This window comes from Actinomadura sp. 21ATH (genome assembly GCF_041951345.1).
Classification (GTDB): domain Bacteria; phylum Actinomycetota; class Actinomycetes; order Streptosporangiales; family Streptosporangiaceae; genus Spirillospora.
Map to the genome: position 1 here is coordinate 24,477 of NZ_JBGNUR010000016.1, position 18,635 is coordinate 43,111.

Annotated in this window: 17 protein-coding genes; 9 read left to right on the forward strand and 8 right to left on the reverse strand. The window is 73.2% G+C overall.

Going from position 1 to position 18,635, the window contains the following annotated elements; genetic code table 11:
* Positions 1-9 precede the first annotated feature (9 nt).
* The 3 genes from serC to ACA361_RS33145 form a co-directional block, all read right to left on the reverse strand.
* A complete protein-coding gene (gene serC, locus ACA361_RS33135) occupies positions 10-1,146 on the reverse strand; it encodes a phosphoserine transaminase (RefSeq protein WP_375018626.1) in 1,137 nt (378 codons plus the stop codon).
* 68 nt (positions 1,147-1,214) lie between these two features.
* A complete protein-coding gene (locus tag ACA361_RS33140) occupies positions 1,215-1,574 on the reverse strand; it encodes a hypothetical protein (protein ID WP_375018628.1) in 360 nt (119 codons plus the stop codon).
* Complete coding sequence (locus ACA361_RS33145) at positions 1,564-1,734, reverse strand: toxin-antitoxin system HicB family antitoxin (RefSeq protein WP_375018630.1); 171 nt, start codon at positions 1,732-1,734, stop codon at positions 1,564-1,566. The genes ACA361_RS33140 and ACA361_RS33145 overlap by 11 nt, the downstream gene beginning before the upstream one ends.
* Positions 1,735-1,763: 29 nt before the next feature.
* On the opposite strand from ACA361_RS33145, the gene ACA361_RS33150 reads away from it, so the two are divergent.
* Both ACA361_RS33150 and ACA361_RS33155 read left to right on the forward strand, forming a co-directional pair.
* Positions 1,764-2,078: a helix-turn-helix domain-containing protein gene (locus tag ACA361_RS33150; protein WP_375018631.1), complete on the forward strand. Its 315-nt coding sequence runs from the start codon at positions 1,764-1,766 to the stop codon at positions 2,076-2,078.
* Positions 2,079-2,332: 254 nt separating this feature from the next.
* A complete protein-coding gene (locus ACA361_RS33155) occupies positions 2,333-5,185 on the forward strand; it encodes an ABC transporter substrate-binding protein (protein WP_375018633.1) in 2,853 nt (950 codons plus the stop codon).
* A gap of 64 nt (positions 5,186-5,249) precedes the next feature.
* Here the strand turns inward: ACA361_RS33155 and ACA361_RS33160 are convergent, their stop codons facing one another.
* Positions 5,250-6,362: a citrate synthase 2 gene (locus tag ACA361_RS33160; RefSeq protein ID WP_375018635.1), complete on the reverse strand. Its 1,113-nt coding sequence runs from the start codon at positions 6,360-6,362 to the stop codon at positions 5,250-5,252.
* 91 nt (positions 6,363-6,453) lie between these two features.
* Between ACA361_RS33160 and pdxH the strand changes: the two genes are divergently transcribed.
* Both pdxH and ACA361_RS33170 read left to right on the forward strand, forming a co-directional pair.
* Positions 6,454-7,200, forward strand: coding sequence for a pyridoxamine 5'-phosphate oxidase (gene pdxH, locus ACA361_RS33165; protein WP_375018637.1), 747 nt, complete (start codon positions 6,454-6,456; stop codon positions 7,198-7,200).
* Entirely contained in the window at positions 7,197-8,438 is a 1,242-nt protein-coding gene (locus tag ACA361_RS33170; RefSeq protein WP_375018639.1) for an MFS transporter, read from the forward strand. Before pdxH ends, ACA361_RS33170 begins: the two co-directional genes overlap by 4 nt.
* A gap of 22 nt (positions 8,439-8,460) precedes the next feature.
* On the opposite strand, the gene ACA361_RS33175 is transcribed toward ACA361_RS33170, so the two are convergent.
* Positions 8,461-9,156, reverse strand: coding sequence for a UdgX family uracil-DNA binding protein (locus tag ACA361_RS33175; RefSeq protein ID WP_375018641.1), 696 nt, complete (start codon positions 9,154-9,156; stop codon positions 8,461-8,463).
* A 112-nt stretch (positions 9,157-9,268) separates the two neighbouring features.
* Here ACA361_RS33175 and ACA361_RS33180 point away from each other — a divergent pair, with 112 nt between their 5' ends.
* Positions 9,269-9,970: a metal-dependent transcriptional regulator gene (locus ACA361_RS33180; RefSeq protein WP_375018643.1), complete on the forward strand. Its 702-nt coding sequence runs from the start codon at positions 9,269-9,271 to the stop codon at positions 9,968-9,970.
* A gap of 236 nt (positions 9,971-10,206) precedes the next feature.
* Positions 10,207-12,486: a SpoIIE family protein phosphatase gene (locus tag ACA361_RS33185; RefSeq protein WP_375018645.1), complete on the forward strand. Its 2,280-nt coding sequence runs from the start codon at positions 10,207-10,209 to the stop codon at positions 12,484-12,486.
* A gap of 50 nt (positions 12,487-12,536) precedes the next feature.
* Here ACA361_RS33185 and ACA361_RS33190 read toward each other — a convergent pair whose 3' ends face one another.
* From ACA361_RS33190 to ACA361_RS33200, 3 genes are all read right to left on the reverse strand, one after another.
* Positions 12,537-13,532 carry a zinc-dependent alcohol dehydrogenase family protein gene (locus ACA361_RS33190; protein ID WP_375018647.1) on the reverse strand — a complete coding sequence of 332 codons (996 nt, stop codon included), beginning with the start codon at positions 13,530-13,532 and terminating at the stop codon, positions 12,537-12,539.
* Positions 13,533-13,555: 23 nt separating this feature from the next.
* Complete coding sequence (locus ACA361_RS33195; RefSeq protein WP_375018649.1) at positions 13,556-14,374, reverse strand: class I SAM-dependent methyltransferase; 819 nt, start codon at positions 14,372-14,374, stop codon at positions 13,556-13,558.
* 159 nt (positions 14,375-14,533) lie between these two features.
* Positions 14,534-14,692: a hypothetical protein gene (locus ACA361_RS33200; protein WP_375018650.1), complete on the reverse strand. Its 159-nt coding sequence runs from the start codon at positions 14,690-14,692 to the stop codon at positions 14,534-14,536.
* Between the two features lie 125 nt (positions 14,693-14,817).
* Between ACA361_RS33200 and ACA361_RS33205 the strand changes: the two genes are divergently transcribed.
* The 3 genes from ACA361_RS33205 to ACA361_RS33215 all read left to right on the forward strand — a co-directional run bounded on the left by ACA361_RS33205 (position 14,818) and on the right by ACA361_RS33215 (position 18,624).
* Positions 14,818-15,216 (forward strand): hypothetical protein, encoded by a 399-nt coding sequence (locus tag ACA361_RS33205; protein WP_375018652.1) that lies wholly within the window; start codon positions 14,818-14,820, stop codon positions 15,214-15,216.
* A 125-nt stretch (positions 15,217-15,341) separates the two neighbouring features.
* Complete coding sequence (locus ACA361_RS33210; RefSeq protein WP_375018654.1) at positions 15,342-17,330, forward strand: MFS transporter; 1,989 nt, start codon at positions 15,342-15,344, stop codon at positions 17,328-17,330.
* Between the two features lie 148 nt (positions 17,331-17,478).
* The gene (locus tag ACA361_RS33215; RefSeq protein ID WP_375018656.1) at positions 17,479-18,624 is read left to right on the forward strand and encodes an acetyl-CoA C-acetyltransferase; all 1,146 of its coding nucleotides are present in this window, start codon (positions 17,479-17,481) and stop codon (positions 18,622-18,624) included.
* Positions 18,625-18,635: the final 11 nt, after the last annotated feature.

Below are 18,635 nucleotides of genomic sequence, written 5' to 3' on the forward strand. Positions count from 1 at the left end.
GAACCGCTGCTAGAGGCGCTCGACGACGTGGTCGACGCAGGCGGTCAGGGCCTCGACGTCGGCCGGGTCGATCGCCGGGAACATGCCGATGCGCAGCTGGTTGCGGCCCAGCTTGCGGTACGGCTCGGTGTCCACGATCCCGTTGGCGCGCAGCACCTTGGCGACGGCGGCGGCGTCCACCCGGTCGGTGAAGTCGATCGTGCCGACGACCTGCGAGCGCTGCGCCGGGTCGGTCACGAACGGCGTGGTGTACGACGTCTTGTCCGCCCACGTGTAGAGCCGCTGCGCCGAGTCCGCCGTACGGGACGTGGTCCAGGACAGGCCGCCCTGCCCGTTCATCCACTCGATCTGCTCGGCGAGGAGCAGCAGCGTGGCCACGGCCGGGGTGTTGTACGTCTGGTCCTTGGCCGAGTTGTCCACCACGGTCTTCAGGTTGAAGAACTCGGGGACGTACCGGCCGGACGCGGCGATCTCCTCGATCCGGGCCAGCGCGGCCGGGGAGGCGAGCGCCACCCAGAGGCCGCCGTCGGCCGCGAAGCACTTCTGCGGCGCGAAGTAGTAGACGTCGGTCTCGCTGACGTCCACCGGCAGGCCGCCGGCGCCGGACGTCGCGTCGACCAGCACCAGCGCCTCGTCCGCGGAGGTGCCCTCGGGCCGCCGGATCGGCATGGCCACGCCGGTCGAGGTCTCGTTGTGGGTCAGGGCGTAGACGTCCACGCCCTCCTCGGCCCGCGGCAGCGGGTGGGTGCCCGGGTCCGCGGCGATCACCGACGGGTCGGCGAGCCAGGGCGCGCCCTTGGTGACCTTGGCGAACTTGCTGGAGAACTCGCCGAACGTCAGGTGCTGCGACTTCTCCCGGACCAGGCCGAACGCGGCGGCGTCCCAGAACGCGGTGGTGCCGCCGTTGCTGAGCAGGACCTCGTACCCGTCGGGCAGCGAGAACAGCTCCGACAGGCCCTCGCGGACGCGCCCCACGATGGACTTCACCGGCTTCTGCCGGTGCGAGGTGCCCATGTAGGCAGCACCCGACTCGGCCAGCGCGGCGAGCTGCTCGGGACGGACCTTGGACGGGCCGCAGCCGAAGCGGCCGTCGGCGGGCTTGAGGTCGGCGGGAATGGCAATGGCTGGATTGGCGCTCTCGGTCACCCGCAGAAGGCTACTTGACCTGGGGCTCGGATCATGGAAAGGGCCCACATGCCGAGACGCCTCCCGGCTCACCTGCGGCCGCGCCGGGCGGCCAGGACCGTCCACAGGGCCAGGACCGCCAGCGCGGCCAGGCAGACGCCCGCGACCACGGCCGGCGGGTAGACCCACGGGTCGCCGCGGCGCCGCGCCTCCACGGCCGTCGCGATCGAGTCGTACGCCAGGAAGCCGAGCAGCAGCGCGACGAACACGGCCGCGATCCGGCCGGCGACCGCGTTGGTCCGGCGCCGCCGCGCCTCCCGCTCCCGCTCGTACCGCCGCAGCTCCTCGCCCGCGTCCGCCGCCGCGGGCCCGGCCCCTCCGGCCCCGCCGGCCGCCGCGGGCGCGGGCCCGATGTCACCCTCAAGCGGCTCGTCGAAGTCATCGGTCACTGAGGCCCTCCGAAGCCGTAGCGGAGAGGTCGTCGCGCCCGCTTTCGAGGCGGTGCACGATCTCGGAGTTGAGGGACCGCCGGGCGGATTTGGCCTGAGCCGCCAGCCAGGCATGAAGGTCTCCGGGAAGCCTGAGCGTAATGCGCTTTTCATCATCCATGAAAGCGAGGCTAGTGTTAAGTTGACACCATGGCGACACCACTAGGGGCGGAAAGTGCCGGGTACGCCCGGCACACCTACCGGCTCCGGCTGTCGTCGACCGCCCAGGACGCGTTGCTCGCGGAGTGGGCACGGTGCCGGTGGATCTGGAACGAGTGCGTGGCCCGGTCGAAGCGGGCGTACGCCGAGGGCGAGAACTGCGGCCTGGCACGGCTGGACGAAATGCTCACCGAGGCCCGCGCCCGTCTCGCGTGGCTGCGCGAGGGCAGCAGCGTTCCGCAGCAGAAAGGGGGTGGACGCGACGATCGGCGCGACCAAGCGAACCCTGATCCATATGGCCCGTAAGCACGGCCGTGAGCTGTACCTCGTCCACCCCGCGTACACCTTCGGCCCGAATGATGCTGGTCCGGGCTGGTCTCAATCCGGCTGGTGCTGATCGTGTAAGAGCCGCTGGGCCGCCGGTCCACGGCCGGCGTGAGCCAGGAATCCCCTCTTCCTGAGGGGAGGAGTCAAGCATCAATGATGGCAAGGACCTTCCCAAGATCGGTCAGTGCCCGGTTATATGGCGCGGGCGCTTGATCTAGGGCGGGAGGTGCCGCGTGAGCGCGGGGCATGCGGAGCCGCAGGGGGCGGACCGGTTCGAGGGGCTGGTCAGCCTCTTCGAACGGATCCGGGAACGGCCCGGGGTGCGGGCCGGCGACCGGCTGCGGCCGCTGCTGATCTCGTTCGGGACCGAGGCGGAGGCGCAGCAGGTGGCGCACCGCCTGGTGGAGCGCTGCCGGGACGACCCAGGCCCGGTCAGCCACATCACGTCCGGCGTGGACGGGGAGGGCCGGCCGGCCCCGCACGCGTTCACCGACCTGGCCCTGCTGCTGCGGCACGTGTCGCACGAGCTGTCGCAGCCGCGGCAGCGGTTCGAGCCGGGGCTGCGGTTCCCGATGCTGAGCATGCTGCTGTGGCTGCTGGAGCTGCGGCGGATGCGGCTGGACCAGGCGCAGGCCGGGGACGGCCGGCCGCCGGACCGGCAGTTCGCCTCCGACGCGCAGCGGCAGCTGTGGGGGCTGGCGGCCGACCTGCGGGCGGCGTCCGGGGACGACGCGGGCCGGCGGACGCTGCTGGGCCGCGGCATCCGCAGCCGGCGGCGGATCATGGTGCCGGCCGAGCGGCCCGGGCAGCAGGGCCGGCTGGCGTCGGCGCTGTCGTACGTGGACCAGCTGGCCCCGATCGGGGTCGCGCTGATCGCGCTGGTCAGCGCCACCGCGGCGAGCACGCTGGACCTGCTGGCGGCGCTGGTGGCGGGCGCGGCCGGGCTGGCGTTCGTGCTGGTCCAGGTGGCGGCGCGGACCCGGGACTGGGCCGGCGGACGGCGCTACCGCTGGTTCACCTCCCGCGAGCAGGGCTACGTGCACGCCAGGTCGTCGGGGTTCCTCGGCTTCGCGCTGGAGATCGTCGACCGGCCCGAGGCCGCCCCCGGCACGCCGCTGGACGGCGATCTGGAACGGCTGCTGGTCGCGGCGTTCCTGCACGACCTGCGGGCGGCGTACCGGCGCGGGATGTGGCGGGCCGCCTGGGCCCGGGTCCGCTACCCGGCCGTGGTGGTCGACCGGCTGCCCGAGGGCGACCCGAACCGGGCGCAGGGCCGCCGCTTCGTCGAGCGGGTGGAGGAGGTGCGGCGCGCCGAGGAGCGGTTCGACCCGCTGGTCGTCGCGGTGCTGCTCGGCTCGCGGGACGAGGCCCGCACGCTCGCGCTGGCCGTGCGGGCACCGCTGGGCGAGCAGAGCGTGACCGACCTCGACGGGGTCCGCGAGAGCGCCCAGGGCAACCCGCTGTGGACGGGCCACGAGGACGAGCGGCGCCGGGTGGCCGTGCTCGGCACCCGCCGCGAGCTGCGGGTGGACGCGGGCCGCGGCGACGGCGCGTCCACCGAGCCGGTGTACCGCGGCCGCCGCCGGCCCCTGGCGAGCCGGCCGGCCGTGCCGTGGATCGTGGCCGGGACGCTGCTCGCCGCCTCCGTGTCGGTGATCACCTATCAGGCGGTGCAGTACTGCTCGCCGCTCACCGTCCGGTACGCCCCCAACGGCGAGTGCATCGGGATCAGCGACGGGTCGTACGTCTTCCACGACCGCCTCCGGGGCGTGGAGCGGCGGATCGAGGCGCTCAACGACCAGGTGGTCGAGTCCGGCAAGCCGTACGTCACGATCGTCTACCTGGGCCCGATGACGACCGACCCGGCCAACCGCAACTCCGAGACCGACCTGCTCGCCGGCAACCATGGGGAGATGGCGGGGCTGTCGATCGCGCAGCAGCGGCACAACGCGGCCGGCGGCCGGCCGCGGCTGCGGATCCTGCTGGCCAACACCGGCTCCCGGTTCCGGTACGCCCGCGCGGTGGCGGGCGACATCAGGAGGCTCGCCGCCGCCGATCCGACGATCGTGGGCGTCGTCGGGTTCGGGCAGAGCCGCCGGCAGACGCAGGAGGCCATCGACGAGCTGGCCAAGTCGGCGCTTCCGATGATCGGCACGACCAACACGTTCGACGGCACGGGCCTGGCGAAGGGCCGCTTCTCGCCGTACTACTTCCGGCTCGCCCCGCCGAACCGGCGGCTGGCCGAGCACGCCGCGCACTGGGCCCGCAACGGTCAGACCGGGGTGCGGGCCACGACGGCGGACGTCTTCCTCGACACCACCCGCGACGACCGGTACAGCCGGAACCTGGCGCAGGACTTCGCCGCCGCGTTCGCGCCCGGCAAGGTGCGGACGCTGTCGTACGCCGACCCGAGCCAGGTGTCGGCGAAGGTGCAGGAGGCGTGCACGAAGCCGGCCGAGATCTTCTACTACGCGGGCCGTTCGGACGAGTTCCAGCTGTTCGTCAACAAGCTCGCCAACACCGAGTGCGGCGGCCGGCGGATCGTGATGGCGGGCGACGAGGTCACCAAGTACGTCAGCGACAACGCCGCGAGCATCGGCCGCACCGACTCGATCCGGCTGTTCTTCAGCCCGCTGGCGGCGCGCGAGGCGTGGGACCCGGCGTGGGTCGGCGGGCAGCCGCTGCACGTGTTCTACAGCTCGTTCGGCCCGGTGGCGGACGAGCTGGTCGGCGCGAAGGCCCCGGCGAACGCGCGGCCGTCCCTGACGCACGCCGCGCTCGGGTACGACGCCGCGGGCGCGGTGATCGGGGCCGCCGAGCGGATCTACGGCGACCAGGACCGGACGCTGCCGACCGCCGCCGCGATCCTGTCGGAGCTGACCGAGCCGGGCGAGGGCGCGCTCCCGCAGGGCGCGACCGGCCTGCTGCGCTTCGGGCCGCGCGCCGTCGGCCACCAGATCGTGGAGAAGCCGGTGCTGCTGACGGCGGTCCGCCCGCCCGACGGCCGGCTGGAGATGGTCGCGGTCTGCGGCCGCCTGGTCAGCCGCCCGCCCGCGACGCCCGGCGGGTGCCCGCCCGCGCGTTGAGACGGGACGGCGCGAGGCCCCCGGCCGGAGCCGGGGGCCTCGCGGGGCGTTCGGGGAACGGGGGTCAGGCGGCGCGGCGCCTGAGCGTCTCGGCGGCGCCGGGGACGTCGTTGATGTCGCGGGTCCCGGGGCCGGTGTAGCGGGCGGAGGGCCGGACCAGGCGGCCGGTGCGCTTCTGCTCCAGGATGTGCGCGGCCCACCCGGCGGTACGGCCGCAGGTGAACATGGCGGGCATCATCGCGGTCGGGACCTCGGCGAAGTCCAGGATGACCGCGGCCCAGAACTCGACGTTGGTCTCGATGGGACGGTCCGGGCGGCGCTCGCGCAGCTCGGCCAGCGCGGCGTCCTCCAGGGCCTTGGCGGCCTCGAACCGGGGGGCGTTCAGCTCCCGGGCGGTACGGCGCAGCACGCGGGCGCGCGGGTCCTCGGCGCGGTAGACGCGGTGGCCGAAGCCCATCAGCCGCTCGCCGGAGTCGAGGATGTCGGTGACGACCTTGCGGGCGTCGCCGAGCCGCTCCACCTGCTCGATCATCGGCAGCACCCGGGCGGGGGCGCCGCCGTGCAGCGGGCCGGACATCGCGCCGATCGCGCCGGAGATGCTCGCGGCGACGTCGGCGCCGGTGGAGGCGATCACCCGGGCGGTGAACGTGGAGGCGTTCAGGCCGTGCTCGGCGGCGGAGACCCAGTACGCGTCGATGGCCTGGACGTGCTTGGGGTCAGGCTCACCGCGCCAGCGGATCATGAACCGCTCGGTGATGGTCGCGCCCTCGTCGATCCGGGACTGCGGCACCATCGGCCGCGAGACGCCGCGGGCCGACTGCGCCACGAACGACAGCGCGGTCACCGAGGTGCGGGCCAGGTCGGCGCGGGCCTCCTCGTCGCTGATGTCGAGCAGCGGGCGCATGCCGTACGCCGGGGCCAGGATCGGCAGCGCGCTCTGGACGTCCACCCGCACGTCGCCGGACGTCACCGGCAGCACGTGCGGCTCGGCCGGGGCCAGCCCCGGGTCGAAGCTGTTGTCGACCAGCAGGCCCCAGGCGTCGCCGAAGGAGACGCGGCCGACGAGATCCTCGATGTCGACGCCCCGATAGCGGAGGGCGCCGCCTTCCTTGTCCGGTTCGGCGATCTCGGTCTCGAAGGCTACGACCCCCTCGAGACCGGGTTTGAAGTCGGACATGTCGTCCTGCCTTTCGTCCCCATAGTGATAAGGCGGTGCCGTGCCATTGAACCTTGTCGCTCCTACCGATGAGTACCCAGGTCCCTTTGAGATGCACAAAGCGCAGGTGAGAGGCTCGTTCGCCGTGGACAATCCGATTCCGGACCCCGCCGGGCTCCGGCGCACCTACGAGGGCGGGGAGCTGGCCGAGACGGCGCTGCCCGCCGACCCGCTCGACCTCTTCGCCGCGTGGTTCGCCGACGCGGCCGCGCTCGCCGCGCTGGCCGAGCCGAACGCGATGGTCCTCGCGACCGCCTCGGCGGAGGCCGTCCCGAGCGTCCGTACCGTCCTGCTCAAGGGGTACGGCCGCGACGGCTTCCGCTTCTTCACCAACCTCACCTCCCGGAAGGGCCGCGACCTCGCCGAGAACCCGCGGGCCTCGCTGCTGTTCCCCTGGCACTCGATGCACCGGCAGGTGATCGTCGCCGGCGCGGTCGAGGAACTGTCCCGGGCCGAGTCGGCCGCCTACTTCCGGACCCGCCCATACGGCTCGCGGCTCGGCGCCTGGGCCAGCGAGCACCAGTCCGCCGTGATCCCCGGGCGGGCCGAGCTGGAGGCCGGCTGGGCCGAGCTGGCCCGCCGCTGGCCGGACCCGGCCACGCTCCCGGACAGCGCGCGCGGCGATGACGACGTGGTGCCGCTGCCGGACTTCTGGGGCGGCTTCCGGGTCGTCCCCGAGACGGTCGAGTTCTGGCAGGGCCGCCCCAACCGGCTGCACGACCGGCTCCGCTACCGGCGCGTACCCGCGGCGACCCCCGGCGGCGCCGACACCTGGAAGGTCGAGAGACTCTCCCCGTGAAGTGGGTGAGGCGGGTCGCGATCGATGTGCGGCCGTTGCGGCATGGAGCGTTCCGGCGGCTGTGGCTCGGCCACGGCGTCTCCTACATCGGCTTCCAGGTCACCGCCGTGGCCGTGCCCGTCCAGGTGTACGACATGACCCGGTCGTCGTTCTGGGTCGGCGCGCTGGGCGTCGTCAACCTCGTCCCGCTGATCGTCTTCGGGCTGTGGGGCGGCGCGGTCGCCGACCACATGGACCGGCGCAGGCTGCTGTTCATCTCCTCCTGCGTCATGTGGGGCTCGACGCTGCTCCTGCTCCTCCAGGCGCTCCTCGGGCTCGGGAACCTCTGGCTGATCATGGCGGTGGTGGCCGTCCAGGCGACCGGCTTCGCGGTGGCCTCGCCGACCCGGTCCGCGATCATCCCGCGGCTGCTGGACACCTCCCTCGTCCCGGCGGCCAACACGCTGTCGTTCACCGCCAGCACGGTCGGCATGCTGGCCGGCCCCATGTTCGCCGGCGTGATCCTCGCCCAGTGGAGCTACTCCGCCGCGTACGCGCTGGACGCCGTCCTCTTCACCATGGTCCTGTGGGCCGCCCTGCGGCTGCCGCCCATCCCGCCGCTCGGCGACGTCACCGGCACGCCCGGCCTGCGCTCGGTGATCGAGGGCCTGCGCTACCTGTGGACCCAGCCCGTGCTGCTGATGTCGTTCGTCGTCGACATCATCGCGATGGGCATCGCGATGCCGCGCGCCCTGTTCCCCGAGGTCGCCGAGACCCGCTTCGGCGGCGAGGGGGCGGTCGGCTGGCTCTTCGCCTCGATCGCGTTCGGCGCGTTCGCCGGCGGCCTGGTGTCCGGCTGGATCGGCCGCGTCCACCGGCAGGGCGTCGCGCTGGTCGCGTCCATCGTCGCCTGGGGCCTGGCCGTCGCCGCCGCCGGACTCGCCCACCAGCTGTGGCTCGTTCTCCTGCTGCTCGCGGTCGGCGGCGCCGCCGACCTGGTCTCCTCGGTCTTCCGGCAGACGATGCTCCAGACGTACGCGCCGGACGAGATGCGCGGCCGCCTCCAGGGCGTCTTCGTCGTGGTCGTCGCGGGCGGCCCCCGCCTCGGCGACGTCCGCGCCGGCGCCACCGCGGCCATGGCCGGCGCCACCGCCTCCTGGGTGGGAGGCGGCCTGGCCTGCGCGATCCTGGTGGTGGTGGCCGCCCTGTGCGTCCCGGCCCTCTTGAAGTACGACACCCGCACGGCCCTGCACCCTTGAGCCCCGCCGCGTCGGCCGGCTCTCAGCCGACGGCGGAGGCGGCGATCTTGAGGTCGTTGACGAGGCCCTCGTACATCCCTTCGCGGTCGTCGGAGCGGAGGACGGCCGAGGGGTGGATCGTGGCCAGTAGGCAGAGGCGGGCGGAGTCGCGTTCGGCGGGCGGGTCGGCGGCGGCGGGGGTGCCGATCAGGTCGAGGTCGGGGAGCGGGAACAGCTCTCCGCGCTGCTTGGTCACCCGGAACGAGGAGCCCAGCAGGGCCTTGCCCGCGGTGGCGCCCAAGGCGACGACCACGTCCGGTTCCAGGGCGCGCAGTTCGGCCAGCAGCCAGGGGCGGCAGGCACGGGTCTCGCGGACGTTCGGGGACTCGTGGATGCGGCGCTTGCCCGACTGCCGCTTGAACTTGAAGTGCTTGACGGCGTTGGTGATGTAGACGTCGCCGCGCTCGATCCCGGCCTCTTCCAGGGCCCGGTCGAGGAGCCTGCCGGCCGGGCCGACGAACGGCTCGCCCCTGCGGTCCTCCTGATCGCCCGGCTGCTCCCCGACGAAGACGACCCGGGCGTTCGGGGCGCCGGCACCGAAGACGGTCTGGGTGGCGTTCGCGTACAGCGGACATCCCCGGCATCCCGCCGCCGCTTCGGCGAGCGCGCCGAGGTCCGTCCGTGACGCCGGGTCACCGGGCAGGTACGGGGTGGCGTCATGGGAATCTTCGGAGGTCATGGTGCGTTGCTCCGTACCCGTACCGGGGGCCACCACACCAGGGATATCCGCGCGAACCCTCCCTGAAGAGGTGGAGCGAAGTAGACTCGAGGCCACAAGACTGGAGGGAGCTGTGACCTCACACGGCTTGATCGATACCACGGAGATGTACCTCCGGACGGTCTTCGAGCTAGAAGAAGAGGGGATCATCCCCCTTCGCGCGCGCATCGCCGAGCGACTCTCGCAGAGCGGCCCGACCGTGAGCCAGACGGTCGCCCGCATGGAGCGTGACGGCCTGCTGCGGGTGGAGGGCGACCGGCACCTCGAGCTGACCGACAGCGGCCGCGGCCTGGCCACCCGCGTCATGCGCAAGCACCGCCTGGCCGAATGCCTGCTGGTGAACGTCATCGGGCTGCCCTGGGAGGACGTCCACATCGAGGCGTGCCGCTGGGAGCACGTGATGTCGGAGGAGGTCGAGCGGCGGCTGGTCGCCCTGCTGGACAACCCGACCACCTGCCCGCACGGCAACCCGATCCCGGGGCTGGACGAGTTGGGCGGCCACGGCGAGGAGCCGCAGCCGGCCGCGCTGTCGGTGATGACCGCCGTCGCGACCGCCGGCGGCGCCCAGGCCGTCGTCCGCCGGATCAGCGAGCAGGTCCAGGGCGACAGCGACCTGATGCTTAGACTCAAGCAGATCGGGATACAACCGGGGCGGGAGGTGACCCTCCGGGAGAGCGACGACGGGGTACGGGTGACGTGTGACGACGAGGACGGCGGATCGGGGTCCGAACTTCCGCGCGACATCGCCGAGCACGTGTTCGTCAGCAGGCGGTGAGCAGGTCATCGCCGTTCCCGCCGCGGACTTTCCCGAAGATCTTCGTACCATGACCCGGATCTCGCGTATCCCGGCGGTGAGTTCGTCGTTCAATACGAAGAAGGAACGTGTGGCGTTCCGGCCGCGTGTCCGGTGAGGGCGTGACCGGTGCGCTGCTGTCTCGTGCTGTGTGGTGCGGTGCTTTCGGGTGCGGTGCCGTCGGGTGAACTGGTGGCTTCGGTGAGCAGGGTGGGCACATGAAGCGATGGGGGGAGTCGCCGCTCGACGCACGCCTGCCGCCTGAGACCGTCCTCAACCAGATGGAGATGGCGGTCATCGTCTGCGACCGCTTCAGCAACGTCATCTACGGCAACTCGTTCGCGCGGCAGCTGTTCGGCCACGGCGGCGACGACATCATCGGGCATTCGGTGCTGTCGCTGGGCATCGCCGAGGAGGACCACGAGCAGGCGACCGAACTCGCCCGGCACGTGCTCAAGGGCAACGTGTGGGAGGGCACGTTCTGCAACCTGCGCGCGGACGGCACCACCGTCTACACGCGGGCGCACGCCGTGCCGCTGCGCCATCCCTCCGGCGCCGTCGACGGGGTCGTGATCTTCGCCCGCGAGGCGCTCCGCAGCAACCAGCGCGAGCAGGACCGGTACGGCCTGCTGGAGCGGATCGGCGAGCGGCTGGGCGGCTCGCTGGAGCTGGAGACGACGCTGCGCCGGGTGGCCGACACGCTGGTGCCGCAGTTCGCCGACCACTGCTTCATCGACCTCTACAGCGGCGACCGGCTCTACCGCCGGGTGTCGCGGCACGCCGGCGGCTGGGAGCCGCCGCCCGGCACCTGGGCCGCGGTGGGCGAGCCGGTGTCGTACCCCGAGGGGCACTTCAGCGCCAAGGCGATGAGCCGCCGGGACGCGGTGCTGGTCGAGGACATGGTCCAGCACCGGTTCAGCGCCCCGTCCGACTCCAGCAAGCGGCTGGGCGACGAGATGGGCATCACCTCGGTGATCTCCGCGCCGCTGCTGGTGCGCGGCGAGCTGCTCGGCGTGATGAGCATGGCGCTGTCCAGCCTGTCCCGCCGCGCCGACCCGCACTACGACGGCTTCGACCGCGACCTGCTCGGCGCCATCGCCAGCCGGGTCGCCCTCGCCGTCGACAACGCGCTGCTGTTCGAGGAGGAGCGCGAGACCGCGCTGGCGTTCCAGAAGCACCTGCTGCCCGGCGAGCGGCCGCCCCGCCCGGACGGCCTGCAGATCGCCTGGCGGTACGAGCCGGCCCGCCCCCTGGAGTCGCACGGGCACGGCATCCAGACCCAGGTCGGCGGCGACTGGTACGACGTCATCCCGCTGTCGGCCGGCCGGGTCGGGGTGGTGATCGGCGACGTGGAGGGCCGCGGCGCCCGCGCCGCCGCCGTGATGGGCCAGCTGCGCGCCGCGCTGCGGGCGTTCGCGCAGGACGACAAGCCGCCCGCCGAGATCCTGCGCAAGCTCGACGAGTGGGTGCGCACGATGACCCGCCCCGAGCGGATGAGCTCCGGCTGGAACAGCGACGACCTGGTCCGCCCGCCGCTGGTGTCGTGCACGTACTTCGTGTACGACGCCTGGTCGCGCGTGCTGGAGTTCGCCAACGCCGGCCACGACCCGCCGCTGGTGATCACCGACGGCGAGGTGAGCGAGCTGCCGTTCGAGAGCGAGGGGGCGATGCTCGGGGTGCGCGCCCCGGGCATGGGCGGCGAGATCTTCTTCACCGAGGAGACCGCCGAGCTGAAGCCGGGCACGACGCTCGTCCTCTACACCGACGGGCTGATCGACCGGCGGCCCCGGGAGAACGGCGAGTACCACACCCGCGAGGAGTCCCGGGAGCTGGTCCGCACGGCGATCGAGGCGGTCGCCGGCCGCGACGTGGAGACGATCGCGAACGCCGCGTACGAGGCCGTCCCCGGCGACATCAACGACGACGTGGCGATCGTGGTGATCCGCACCGCCGGCGAGGAGCTGGCGGTCGAGGAGCGCACCTTCCCGGCCGAGCCGATCATGGTGTCGGAGGCCCGCCGGATGGCCGCCGACGCGTTCGCGTCCTGGGGGATGCACGACGAGCAGGCCGAGCTGGCCTGCCTGCTGGTGTCCGAGGTGGTCACCAACGTCGTGCTGCACGCCACCGCGACGCCGACGCCGCGCCGCGAGCTGGTGCTGGAGGGGCCGCCGCTGGTGCAGTTCAACACCGGCGACTTCTCCATGGCCGATCTCGACGACGCGGTGGACGCGTTCGACGAGGACGACTGGAACCTGGGCGCCGACCTGGGCCGCCGGGAGCCGCCGACCAAGGAGTTCCGGCTGCGGCTGCGGCGCGGCGCCGACGCGGTCTGGGTCGAGGTGTTCGACTCCGACATGCGGCTGCCGCGGATCCGCAGCGCCGGCGAGACCGACGAGGGCGGCCGCGGCCTGTACCTGGTCGACCAGCTCGCCAGCCGCTGGGGCGCCCGCCCCACCGCCGCGGGCAAGGCCGTCTGGTTCGAGCTGCCCCGCACCTAGGGGACGATCGGCCAGGGCCCGTGGTCAAGGCCCGTGGTTAAGGCCCGTGGTCAAGGAACGAGTACGGCCGCGCCGGTGAAGCGGTCCTCGGCGAGGTCGGCGAGCGCGCGGTCGGCCTCGTCCAGCGGGTACGGGCGCGTCGCGACCGTCACCGGCAGCCGCGCGGCCAGCCGCAGGAACTCCTCGCCGTCCGCCCGCGTGTTGGCGGTGACGGAACGGACCTGCCGTTCCTGGAACAGGTGCCGCTCGTAGTCGAGGACCGGGATGTCGCTCAGATGGATCCCGGCGATGGCGAGCGTCCCGCCGCGGTCCAGCCGCCGCAGCGCCGCCGGGACCAGCTCGCCGACCGGCGCGAACGTGATCGCCGAGTCCAGCGGCCGCGGCGGCGCGGTGTAGGAGTCGCCCGCCCACACGGCCCCCAGCTCCAGAGCCAGCTCGCGGGCCGCGGCCGACCGCGTGAACACGTACACCTCGGCGCCCTCCGCGATCGCGACCTGCGCCGCCAGGTGCGCGGACCCGCCGAACCCCCACACGCCCAGCCGCCCGCCCGGCGGGAGCCCGGCCCGGCGCAGCGCCCGGTAGCCGATGATCCCCGCGCACAGCAGCGGCGCGGCCCGCACGGCGTCGAGCCCGTCCGGCAGCGCGTACGCGAACGCGTCGACCGCCAGCGCGAACTCGGCGTACCCGCCGTGCGCGTCCCAGCCGGTGTACACGGACGCGGGGCACAGGTTCTCGGCGCCGCGGCGGCAGAAGCGGCAGGCGCCGCACGTGCCGCGGAGCCAGGCCACGCCGACCCGGTCGCCCGGCGCGCGCAGGCAGCCGTCCCCGGCGGCGGCGACCTCGCCCACGATCTCGTGGCCCGGCGTGACGCCCGGCAGGTGGACGGGCAGGTCGCCCTCCGCGACGTGCAGGTCCGTCCGGCAGACGCCGCACGCCAGCACCCGGATCAGCAGCTCGCCCGGCCCGGGCTCGGGCACCGCGCGCTCGACGGGACGCAGCGGCCGACCCTGGATCGGCCCCGGCTTCTCCACCGCCCAGGCGCGCATGCGCTCACCCTACGCCGGGCACCCTAGATGGGCTCGGCGGCGACATGCGCCCAGGACTGGGTGAACCAGAGTTCGCCGCCGATGACGCGGGGCTTCGCGCCGGTACGGGGGCCGCCGTCCACCTCGTCCAGCAGCGCGGTCCTGATGCGGTCGGCGGCGTCCGGGTCGCGGGCGCCCGCGAGCCACGGCTCCAGCGGGCGCTCGACGGTGAACACGTCCAGCCGCCGGATGCTGGCGCCCGCCGACGTGACCAGCTCGGTCATCGCCGCGATCGACGGGGTGCCGGGATGGTCGGGGTCGCGGAGCCGCTCGATGCGGTCCCGGTCGGGCTGCGCCAGGTTCCCGCGGACGAGGTCGGCGATGATCAGCCGGCCCCGGCACACCCGCAGCAGCTCCCGCAGCACGCGCTCGGGACGTCCCAGCGTGTAGAGCGAGAACCGGGCGGTGACCAGGGTGAAGCTGCCGTCGCGGTACGGCAGCGCGGTCGCGTCGGCGCGGACCCGTACCGGATCGGGGGTGCCGCGCCGGCGGACGCGGATGTCGTCCCGCGTCGCCATGGTCGTCCTGGCCTCGGGCGGGGTGTCGGGACCGCTCGGGATGCGGACCGGGCCGGTGCCGAACGTGACCGTGTCCATGCGGCGGCCGCCGGGGCCGGGGCGCCGCCGGGGCATCGCGTCCACCGCGGTCACGTGCCGTACCTGGGGGCCGAGCGCGTCCGGCATCGGGCCGGTGCCGCGCGCCACGTCCAGGCAGACGTCGTCGGGGGAGGGCTCGGTGAAGTCGAGGAGGCGCCGGAGGTGGGGGGCGACGGGGGCGGCGGCGATCGTGGCCGGTTGCGGCACGTCTCTCTCCCTACGGCTCCGGTCGGCCTCGCGGTGCGGGGAACGATCGCGCCGCCGGGGGCGCCGGGGTGTGCGAAGCCGGTCTCAACTGCTATGACTCGCCGCCGGCGGGGTTTGTTCGCGGCGAAAGGGAGAAATTGCCGTACCTCGCCCCCGGGGTCACTCCAGGGACTGCCCCCAGAGGGCCAGCACCACCAGCACGAACACCACGATCACGGAGGCCCGGGCCGGTACCGGCAGCCGCATCCGCCCCGCCGCCCACCGGATGCAGAACGACCCCAGCAGCGCGACGACGATCAGGGCCAGAATCCCTTCCATGGCCACCTTCCGCTCGATGACGTGCCGCCCCTGGAAGCCTAGACGGCGCGCCGCCCCGGCCGCGGGTAAGGAAAGCATTACCCCCGAGGTCGAATTCCGTTCGGTGCGGGGATAACCTCACGGACGTGGCAGATGCGATGGAAGACCAGAAGCGGGACCGCGTCGACGACCTGATGGTGCACGTGGCCAGGGGCCGGATCGCCCTGGGCGCCGCCGCGCTCGTCGCGCCCGGCCTCAGCGCCCGCGCCCTCGGCGCGGCCAAGCCCACCGACGGCGGCCGCGACCTGGCGGTCCGGATGTTCGCCGCCCGCGAGATCGCGCTGGGCGCCGGCTACCTGCTGAGCAAGGACCCCGACCGCGTCCTCTGGGCCCGCATGGGGCTGGTCGTGGACTCCCTGGACGCCGCGAGCGGTCTCCGTTCCCGCAGGACCCTGCCGCTGTGGCGGGCCGCGGCCGCCGTCGCCCTGGCCGGCGGCGTGGCCGCCGCGGGCGCCGCGAAGGTCGCCAAGGACATCGTGCGCTGAGACGGGCCGCCCACCGCGGCCGGTGATCTCGCGGTCGCGGTGGGTAAGGGGTCCCCTGTAGCCGTACGGCATGGGGGCTTGGCATGGGCGTTGGGGCGACAGAGGCGCCGGTCGGGGCGGGGAGCATGCCCACCGGGCGGCGGCTGTACGTGGTGCTCGGGGCGCTCATGCTGGCCATGCTGCTCGCCGCGCTCGACCAGACGATCGTGTCCACGGCGCTGCCGACGATCGTCGGGGAGCTCGGCGGGCTCGACCACCTGTCGTGGGTGGTCACGGCGTACCTGCTGGCCGCCACGGCGTCCACGCCGCTGTGGGGCAAGCTCGGCGACCAGTACGGCCGCAAGCGGCTGTTCCAGACGTCGATCGTCATCTTCCTGATCGGGTCGGCGCTGTGCGGGATCGCGCAGAACATGGGCGAGCTGATCGCGTTCCGGGCCCTCCAGGGGCTCGGCGGCGGCGGGCTCATGGTGCTGGTCGTCGCGATCGTCGGGGACGTCGTGCCGCCGCGCGACCGGGGCCGGTACCAGGGGCTGTTCGGTGCCGTCTTCGGGATCTCCAGCGTGGTGGGGCCGCTGCTCGGCGGATGGTTCGTCGACAACCTGTCGTGGCGGTGGGTGTTCTACATCAACCTGCCGGTCGGGGTGCTCGCGCTGGCGGCGATCGCCGCGGTGCTGCACGCGCCGTCCCGGCGGGAGCGGCACCGGATCGACTACCTCGGCATCCTGCTGATCGTGGGCTGGTCGGTCGGGCTGGTGCTGCTGACCACCTGGGGCGGCACGACCTACGCGTGGGTGTCGCCGCAGATCATCGCGCTCGGGGCCGGCGCGGCCGTGCTGATCGTGGCGTGGGTGCTGGTGGAGCGGCGCGCGGCCGAGCCGGTGATGCCGCCGCGGCTGTTCGCGCACCCGACGTTCACGCTGGGGTCGGCGATCAGCTTCGTGGTCGGGTTCGCGATGTTCGGCGCGCTGACGTTCCTGCCGATCTTCCTCCAGGTGGTGCACGGCGTCACGCCGACGATGTCCGGGGTGCACCTGCTGCCGATGATGGCCGGGATGCTGGTCTCCTCGATCGGCTCCGGGCAGCTGATCAGCCGGACCGGCCGCTACAAGATCTTCCCGGTGCTGGGGACGCCGATCATCGCGGTGGCGCTGTGGTGGTGCTCGCGGATGGACGAGACCACCTCGACGTCCTCGATGAGCCTGCGCTTCGCGCTGCTGGGCTTCGGCCTCGGCATGGTCCTCCAGGTGCTGGTCATCGCCGTGCAGAACGTGGTGCCGTACGAGGACCTCGGCGCGGCCACGTCGGGCGTGACGTTCTTCCGGCAGATCGGCGGCTCGTTCGGCGTCGCCGTGTTCGGGTCGGTCTTCAGCCACCAGCTGTCGCGCAACATGGAGAGCGTGCTGCGCGGCGTGCCGCCGGGCTTCGACCCGGAGGCCGCGCAGGGCGACCCGAAGGCCATGGAACGGCTCCCGCCGGGGATCCGCGGCGACTTCGTCCACGCGTACGCCGAGTCGATCCAGACGGTGTTCCTGTGGGCGGTGCCGATCGTGCTGGTGGGGTTCGCGCTGACGTGGTTCCTGCGGGAGGTGCCGCTGCGGGCGACCTCGCACACCCGGGACTACGGGGAGGGGTTCGGGGGCGCGCCGACGTACCGGTCGTCGCAGAACGAGATCGAGCGCGCGCTGAGCGAGCTGATGCGGCAGGACGCCAAGGCCGCCGAGCTGTACGCGCGGCTCGGCCGGATCGCGGAGGTGGACCTGCCCGCGGGCAGCATGTGGGCGCTGTGCCGGATCGCCCGGGAGGGGACGATCCGGGGCGGCGCGCTGGCCGAGCGCGCGGGCGTCCCCGAGGAGAAGGGCCGGCCGTACGTGAACCGGCTCGTCGAGGACGGGCTCGTGGAGCGGCACGGCGGGGAGCTCACCGTGACCGCCGCGGGCCGCGAGGTCGCGGGCCGGCTCGTCGCCGCCCGCCGCGCCGGCCTGGCCCGCCACCTGGAGGGCTGGGAGCCCGAGGAGCATCCGGAGCTGGCCCGGCTGCTGTCGAGGCTGGCGGACGAGTCCCTCGGCGACGACGCCGACGTGAACGTCTTCGCGGGGACCGCCTCGGAGCGCTGACGCGGGCGCCGCCTACCTTGGTGGTGGCCGTCCCTGCGAGATGCAGGTCATATGGGCGTTGCATCACAGGCGATGTAATCTCATACTGACTGACCGAATCACACTCGGTTTCGGGACGGAACCATCCAACCCCACACTTGGAGGCGTAGTGGCCGAGGCGTACATCGTCGGCGCGGTCCGTACCCCCGTCGGCACCAAGAAGGGTGCCCTCAAGGACGTCCACCCCGCCGACCTCGGGGCGCACACGCTCAAGGAGCTCGTCGACCGCACCGGGGTGGACCCGTCCGCGGTCGATGACGTGATCATGGGCTGCGTCATGCAGGTCGGCCCGCAGTCGCTGGACATCGCGCGCACCGCGTGGCTGTCGGCCGGGCTGCCCGAGAGCGTGTCCGGCGTGACGATCGACCGGCAGTGCGGGTCCTCGCAGCAGGCGATCCACTTCGCCGCCCAGGGCGTGCTGTCGGGCACCCAGGACCTGGTCGTCGCGGCCGGCGTCGAGCAGATGGCGGTCGTGCCGATGGGCTCGTCGGTCGCCATGGCGCTGGAGAAGGGCATGCCCTTCCCGTACGGCGAGGGCTGGGGCGAGCGGTACGGCCAGCAGGAGATCTCGCAGTTCCGCGGCGCGCAGCTGATGGCCGAGAAGTGGGGCTTCTCCCGCGAGGACATGGAGAAGTTCGCGCTGGAGAGCCACCAGCGGGCCGCCAAGGCGATCGAGGCCGGCTACTTCGACCGGGAGATCGCCCCGCTGGCCGGGCTGACCAAGGACGAGGGCGCCCGCCCCGACACCACCCTGGAGAAGATGGCCGGGCTCAAGCCGCTGCGCGAGGGCTGGGACATCACCGCCGCGGTCGCCTCGCAGATCTCGGTCGGGTCGTCCGCGCTGCTGATCGCCTCCGAGGAGGCCGTCAAGCAGCACAACCTGACCCCCCGGGCGCGGATCCACACCCTGGCGCTGACCGGCTCGGACCCGGTCTACATGCTGACCGGCCCGATCCCCGCGACCGAGAAGGCGCTCGCCAAGAGCAAGCTGACGATCGACGAGATCGACGTCTTCGAGGTGAACGAGGCGTTCGCCCCGGTGCCGATGGCGTGGGCCAAGGACACCGGCGCGTCGCTGGAGAAGACCAACCCCAACGGCGGCGCGATCGCGCTGGGCCACCCGCTGGGCGCCACCGGCGGCGTGCTGATGACCAAGCTGCTGCACGAGCTGGAGCGCACCGGCGGCCGCTACGGCCTGCAGACGATGTGCGAGGGCGGCGGCCAGGCCAACGCCACCATCATCGAGCGCGTCTGACCGTAGGATTC

Excerpts from the sequence above, each read along its gene's own strand:
- ACA361_RS33145 (WP_375018630.1), bottom strand. The coding sequence starts at position 1,734 with ATGGATGATGAAAAGCGCATTACGCTCAGGCTTCCCGGAGACCTTCAT.
- ACA361_RS33210 (WP_375018654.1), top strand. The coding sequence starts at position 15,342 with ATGCCCACCGGGCGGCGGCTGTACGTGGTGCTCGGGGCGCTCATGCTG.
- ACA361_RS33150 (WP_375018631.1), top strand. The coding sequence starts at position 1,764 with ATGGCGACACCACTAGGGGCGGAAAGTGCCGGGTACGCCCGGCACACC.
- ACA361_RS33200 (WP_375018650.1), bottom strand. The coding sequence starts at position 14,692 with ATGGAAGGGATTCTGGCCCTGATCGTCGTCGCGCTGCTGGGGTCGTTC.
- ACA361_RS33160 (WP_375018635.1), bottom strand. The coding sequence starts at position 6,362 with ATGTCCGACTTCAAACCCGGTCTCGAGGGGGTCGTAGCCTTCGAGACC.
- ACA361_RS33175 (WP_375018641.1), bottom strand. The coding sequence starts at position 9,156 with ATGACCTCCGAAGATTCCCATGACGCCACCCCGTACCTGCCCGGTGAC.
- pdxH (WP_375018637.1), top strand. The coding sequence starts at position 6,454 with ATGCACAAAGCGCAGGTGAGAGGCTCGTTCGCCGTGGACAATCCGATT.
- ACA361_RS33190 (WP_375018647.1), bottom strand. The coding sequence starts at position 13,532 with ATGCGCGCCTGGGCGGTGGAGAAGCCGGGGCCGATCCAGGGTCGGCCG.
- ACA361_RS33185 (WP_375018645.1), top strand. The coding sequence starts at position 10,207 with ATGAAGCGATGGGGGGAGTCGCCGCTCGACGCACGCCTGCCGCCTGAG.